Here is a 228-nt window from a genome sequence, read left to right as displayed (position 1 = left end):
GAGTCCACCGCGGTGAGGGTGCGGTAGGTGTCTTCCGAGAAGTCCTCGTGACCGGGGGTGTCGAGCAGGTTGATCATGTGCTCGCGGTAGGGGAACTGCATCACCGAGGTGGTGATGGAGATGCCGCGCTGCTTCTCCATCTCCATCCAGTCGGAGGTGGCATGGCGGTCGGATTTGCGCGACTTCACCGTACCGGCAACGGCAATCGCCTTGCCCATCAGCAGCAGC

Annotated in this window: 1 protein-coding gene; it reads right to left on the bottom strand. The window is 62.7% G+C overall.

The genetic code is table 11. The annotated features are described in order from the left end of the window. Positions 1-228: GTP-binding protein (locus RRF55_RS28405; RefSeq protein ID WP_439419357.1), on the bottom strand; the 228-nt coding region annotated here is incomplete at both ends.

Origin of the sequence: Klebsiella sp. K47 (assembly GCF_051858335.1) — a bacterium.
Classification (GTDB): domain Bacteria; phylum Pseudomonadota; class Gammaproteobacteria; order Enterobacterales; family Enterobacteriaceae; genus Klebsiella; species Klebsiella pneumoniae.
Note: the sequence above shows the minus strand (reverse complement) of the source record. Positions and strands in the feature narration are given on the sequence as shown.